This is a genomic window from Aneurinibacillus tyrosinisolvens, from assembly GCF_001015055.1.
Taxonomy (GTDB): Bacteria; Bacillota; Bacilli; order Aneurinibacillales; family Aneurinibacillaceae; genus Aneurinibacillus_A; species Aneurinibacillus_A tyrosinisolvens.
Map to the genome: position 1 here is coordinate 1 of NZ_BBWZ01000092.1, position 5409 is coordinate 5409.

At 41.7% G+C, this 5409-nt stretch carries 3 protein-coding genes; all 3 read left to right on the forward strand.

Annotation, left to right across the window (positions count from 1 at the left end; all coding sequences use genetic code 11):
* A partial coding sequence (locus MBEAL2_RS28245; RefSeq protein ID WP_047155519.1) for a DNRLRE domain-containing protein occupies window positions 1-1142 on the forward strand: 1142 nt, incomplete at its 5' end.
* Window positions 1139-4399 (forward strand): DUF6531 domain-containing protein, encoded by a 3261-nt coding sequence (locus MBEAL2_RS28250; RefSeq protein ID WP_047155520.1) that lies wholly within the window; start codon window positions 1139-1141, stop codon window positions 4397-4399. The genes MBEAL2_RS28245 and MBEAL2_RS28250, both read left to right, overlap by 4 nt.
* Before the next feature lie 35 nt (window positions 4400-4434).
* The coding region (locus tag MBEAL2_RS28255) for an RHS repeat domain-containing protein (protein WP_304511131.1) at window positions 4435-5409 on the forward strand (975 nt) is incomplete at its 3' end.

The following is a 5409-nucleotide window of genomic DNA, read 5'->3' on the forward strand; positions in this document are numbered from 1 at the left end:
AAGAGTTTCTTAACCCCGATGGCAGTATCACAGCCGAAATTTTTTCCCAGCCGATCCACTGGAAAAACAAACATGGAAAATGGGAAGAAATTAATAATACCATTGTTCCCTCTTCGGAAGTATCCTCTCTACCTTTTAAGAATGGCTCCAATAACATCGAAACGTTTTTTGCCAAAAACCTAAAGAATCAGGCAGTTAGCCGTATTCGATGGAAGGACAATTCAATTGAATTTATTCCACAAAATACTGAACTAACAACAGGGATACCGAAAGGAAATAAAATTACATATCAGAAAATCTATCCTTCGGTTGATATGCAGTATACGGTACTCTCCACAGGAATGAAGGAGGACATCACTCTTTCCGATAATTCTGCTCCAAATACCTTTACCTTCGCAATGAAGTTGCAGGGGCTTACACCTAAAGCACATAAAGATGGCAGCATTGGTTTTTATGACAAGCAAGAGGTAGAACGATTCAGATCCACCAAACCGTATGCTACAGATAGCAAAGAAGCCCTAACAGAGAACGTAACATCATCTATTCGTCAGGAAGGCAAGCAGTGGTATCTCGATATTACACTTGATCAAGATTGGTTAAAAGACCCAAGCCGTGCATTTCCAGTTACTATTGATCCTACGGTCACGTTCTGGAGTGAGGATAGCGCGCAAGTAAAGGATACATTTACCGCGGCAAATTACCCGACGACTCCAGAGTATGCCAAAACTTTTTTAACAACTGGAAACAATTCGGTCTATGGAACGAGTCGTGCATTTTTGTGGTTCAACCTGCCTTCCATCCCTAGTGGTGCGAATGTTCAGTCTGCACAGTTACAATTGAATCAAATTACTTCACAGACAAATACAGACACAGCGATTGACGTTCACCGTGTATTATCTGCTTGGTCAGATACATCCCTTACGTGGAGCAACCAGCCATCCTATGATACAACTGCGGTTGGAAGTATCGCCAACACGACAATGGGAGCATGGCCTTTTGATGTATCAAGTCTCGTAAAAGATTGGTATAACGCTAAGTATGCAAATTATGGGTTTATGCTAAAGGCAAGAGATGAAACCACCAACCGCGGGGATTCAGTTCACAAGAAAATGGTGATCCCTCGGTTAACCCGAAACTGGTGATTAACTACACCGTTGATCCAACAGGAGACGAAGATTTCTGGACGAATGCCGGGAATGTAAATGTTAAAAACGGGAACTTGCTTTTTCAGGCAGAAGATGTTTCACTACCCGGAAAAGGGATCCCCATTGAAGTGACGCGTAGTTATAACTCTCGTGCTGCTTCCATCAATCCTGCTTTTGGTTATGGTTGGCAATATAATGTGGGAATGTCTTTAAGCTTCCAGGCTGCTTATAATAGTAAGGTTATCGTTTTTACGGATGAAGATGGAACCAAACACACCTTTACCGAAAAAGACGGAGCAGATGGTATGTGGGAAGCCCCGCAGGGAGTAGATTTGACCTTAAAGTATCAGGCCGCAACCAGCACCTCGCCAGCCTTTTATATTCTTAAAGATAAAGCTCAAAACGAATACTATTTTGACACAACAAACGGCCGGTTGGAGGCCGTTATCGATTCGAATGGGAATGTAACTGATTTATCATATAATACGAGCGGCCTCCTTGCCAAAGTTACAGATGCTTCTGGACGTCTCGTAACATTTAATTACGTAAACGGGAAGCTGGATAGCCTCACGGGAAATGAGATTCAGACCGTTAAATACACATATACGACATCTGGCGACTTAGAGTCTGTTGCTACATTAAATAAGACCACGGGAGCAACTTTAAGGAAAGTGACGTATGGATACGATGGTTACCATAATATTACTTCTGTTACTGATTTGAACGGGGACCAATTAAGTGTTAGTTATTATACGACTGACCGTGTAGATAAGGTATCAGAAAAAGTGACGGTTAATGGAGTAGCGCAGACCTACACAACGGATTATGGTTACCAAACAAACGGTGACGGTTTTATAACCGATGTGACCGATCCAAAAGGAATCATTACTCGATTTATTACCAATGGAAACGGTAACGTTGAATCTGTTATTCGAGATTATGGCAAAAAGAACATTGAAACCGATTATACCTGGGATAATAATCGTTTGAATAGCCAAAAGGATGGCAGGACAATCGAAACGTTGTTTTCCTATGAGAATCATGGGAATTTAGAAAAAGTCACAAATACAAATGCAAGTGAAGATTCCATATTTAAATGGGATAGTAAAAGTAATCTTATCCAAGAAACGGGTCCAAGTGGAGAGACAGAGAAGGCTCATTATGATGGAAAAAACAACACAACTTCCTCTTTAAATTCTCTGGGTACCGCTATCGTTAATGAAAATGACGCTTCCGGGAACGTGACTCAAACAACATCACCTATTAGTATTGGGGATAACTTTATTGTAAACAGTGGGTTTGAAGACTGGTCGACTACATTACCGTACCATTGGAGTAATGGAGGAACAGGCTCGATAGCAAAAAGTTCGGATTATGTAAGTGGGAATTCCTCTATACAAATGAGTTCTACCTCCTCTACTGATTCTGCTGTCTTGATTTCCCCTTACCTTCCGGTTACAGAAAGCACGATGTATAACATTAGTTTGTTTGAACGTCTTTCGAATGTAATTGGGAATGCAAGCGTAAAGGTAGACTGGTATAGTGATCAAACAAGCACGGGCTATATCAGTACAACAGGAAACTTAACGGGCGCAAAAGGGACGACAGGATGGAATCGAAAAGGGTCCCGCGCGATCTCACCGCTAAAAGCGAACTATGCACGTATGACTATTACTGTTACTAATGGTACAGCCTGGTTTGATAATCTTCAAATGGAAGAGGGAAGGTTTACAAATGATCAGAGTTTAGTTGTAAATGACGGCTTTGAAGGCGAGCCTCTTGATGATGGCAGACCAAAAGATTGGAATCTTGCTTTAGGTACCATTGCAAATAGTGATGGCTCGGACAATACGGAAGCCCATGAAGGAACTCAATCCGTTGTTATTAATGGGTCCCCTGACACGAAGTATTTTGGACAAGATATCCAAATTTCCGGGAATGCTGATACGGCCATTTCATTCTCTGGCTGGTCCAAAGCAAGAGGGGTAAGCGCGACGGGAGCGGACTACATGGTCATTCTCCGTGCCGATTATGACGATGGAACAACCGATTGGTTTGGCAAATCGTTTACAAAGGCAGATCATGACTGGGAGTATCAGGAGCGAACGGTTGTATTAAAGAAAAACTACAAGCGCCTGGGTGTGTATGTTAAATATATGAACCAAACAGGAACGGCCTGGTTTGACGATGTCAAAGTCCGCGTTCTCGGTATGCCGAATGCATTAATGAGTGCTTATAATATTGAACCAAACTCAAGTTTTGAATACGACATTGATAATACTAAAAATCCTGATGGCTGGCAGCCACTAAAAGCAGATGGCACTATTGCAGATATGCAATGGGTGCAGGGAAAGGAAACGGCCTATGTTGGGAATTCGGCTGTATCGATCGCTAATTCCGGAAGCTGGGCGGTTTATAACCAGGGGTATTCTGAGCCGATTCGGTCAGGGGCTGCCTATACGGCGACAGCAATGGTTAAAGCAAAGGATGTAACGCAAGGCGGCGGTCTCCTTAAAGTTAATCTTTATGACAGTAATGATGTATATGTAGGGGAAAAAGACAGTAAAACGGTATCCGGTACAACGGATTGGACCCGTGTCATGGTTACCCTAACGGAAGCGGAAGCCAAAGCGATTAATGCTGGTGCGCTAAAAATGAGAATCGGCGTTGGGACGAATGGAAAAACAACAGGAACCGTTTATTTCGATGCGGTACGTCTCCAATCAAGTGCGATAGCATATAAGATTGGCTATGATCCAAAAGGGAATTACATTACTTCGATTACCAATCCATTAGGATTTACAACTACATTTCAGCCAGATGCACGGGGAAATGTTGGACGGATTGATTATGCAAAATCGGGCAGCTATGAAGTATTTGGATATGATGATTTAGATCGCGTTAAATATGCTGAAAATGCAACAAAACTCGGGATTAATTATAAGTACGATAACAATGACAACCTTAAACAAATCGATTATCAAAGCAACAACACATGGTCTGTCATTGGAAGTATTTTCCGAGACTTTAATGAGCGTAATCAAATCGTAAAGGATACAGACCAAAATGGAAAAGTAACATCCTTTACTTATGATCCAAATGGAAATTTAACCGATGCAGTATATCCTAACGGCAAAACAGTTCACCATAATTATGATTCTCAAGACCAGGTGCAGTCTACTTCCTATACAGGAGATACTACAACATGGGATTATCAGTACGATAATAATGGTAACCTATTTCAGGGAATGTAAAATATGAGTATGATCAGTCCGGCCGCTTAACTAAAATGGATGGGACAAACAATCAAACAGCTGCCTACATGTATAATGAAGCAGGCCAATTGAAGAAGGTCTATGTTTCTGACGGTGCTCGCGGTTATATGACGTACTATGATTATAATGCTGCAGGTATGATTGAGCACATAAGGCAGGAAGAAACAGATGGTACTATCCTTCAAAATGACAGCTATACGTATGATGAAAATGGCAATCAAAAGCTAGTTACTCACATGGATGGTTCAAAGGATAGTTATGATTATGACTTATCCGATCAGCTAACCTATGAAAAACATACAAATGCTTTAGGAACAGTACTGTCTGAAGTAACGTATCATTATGATGTATTAGGGAATCGTGATTATATAGTAAAAGGTGCAACCACCGTTAATTATGCACACGACAAAGCCAACCAAATGACGGTCATTGATGGTACGAACTTGTCGTATGATGCGAACGGAAACCTCACTTTTGACGGAAGTAAGACTTTTGGGTACAATGCAGAGGACCAGCTCGCCTCGGTTAAAAACTCAGCAGGAACGACCATTGCTCTGTATGAGTATAACTATGGCGGACAGCGGACAAAGAAGGTCAGTGGGGGACAAACCGAACGATATTACTACAATGCTGGTGATTTGGCTTACATCACGGATGACACAAATAAAGTACAGTACAGCTTTACCCGGGATGCTTATGGCCGCTTGCTCACTCTCACAGATTATACAGGGAGCGCACCTGTTAATTATTTTTACGTACTCAATGCTCATGGTGATGTTATTGGGTTAAGGGATAAGAACGGAGTCCAGGTGGTTACCTACTCCTATGATGCATTCGGAAATCCAGTTAGTTCATCCGGAACAGCAACAACAGGGGATGGAAAACTGTTAAAAACAGAAAACCCTTTCCGTTATGCGAGCTATTTCTATGATGACGAAACCGGAATGTATTATCTGAATTCTCGTTATTACAAACCGGATATAGGGCGG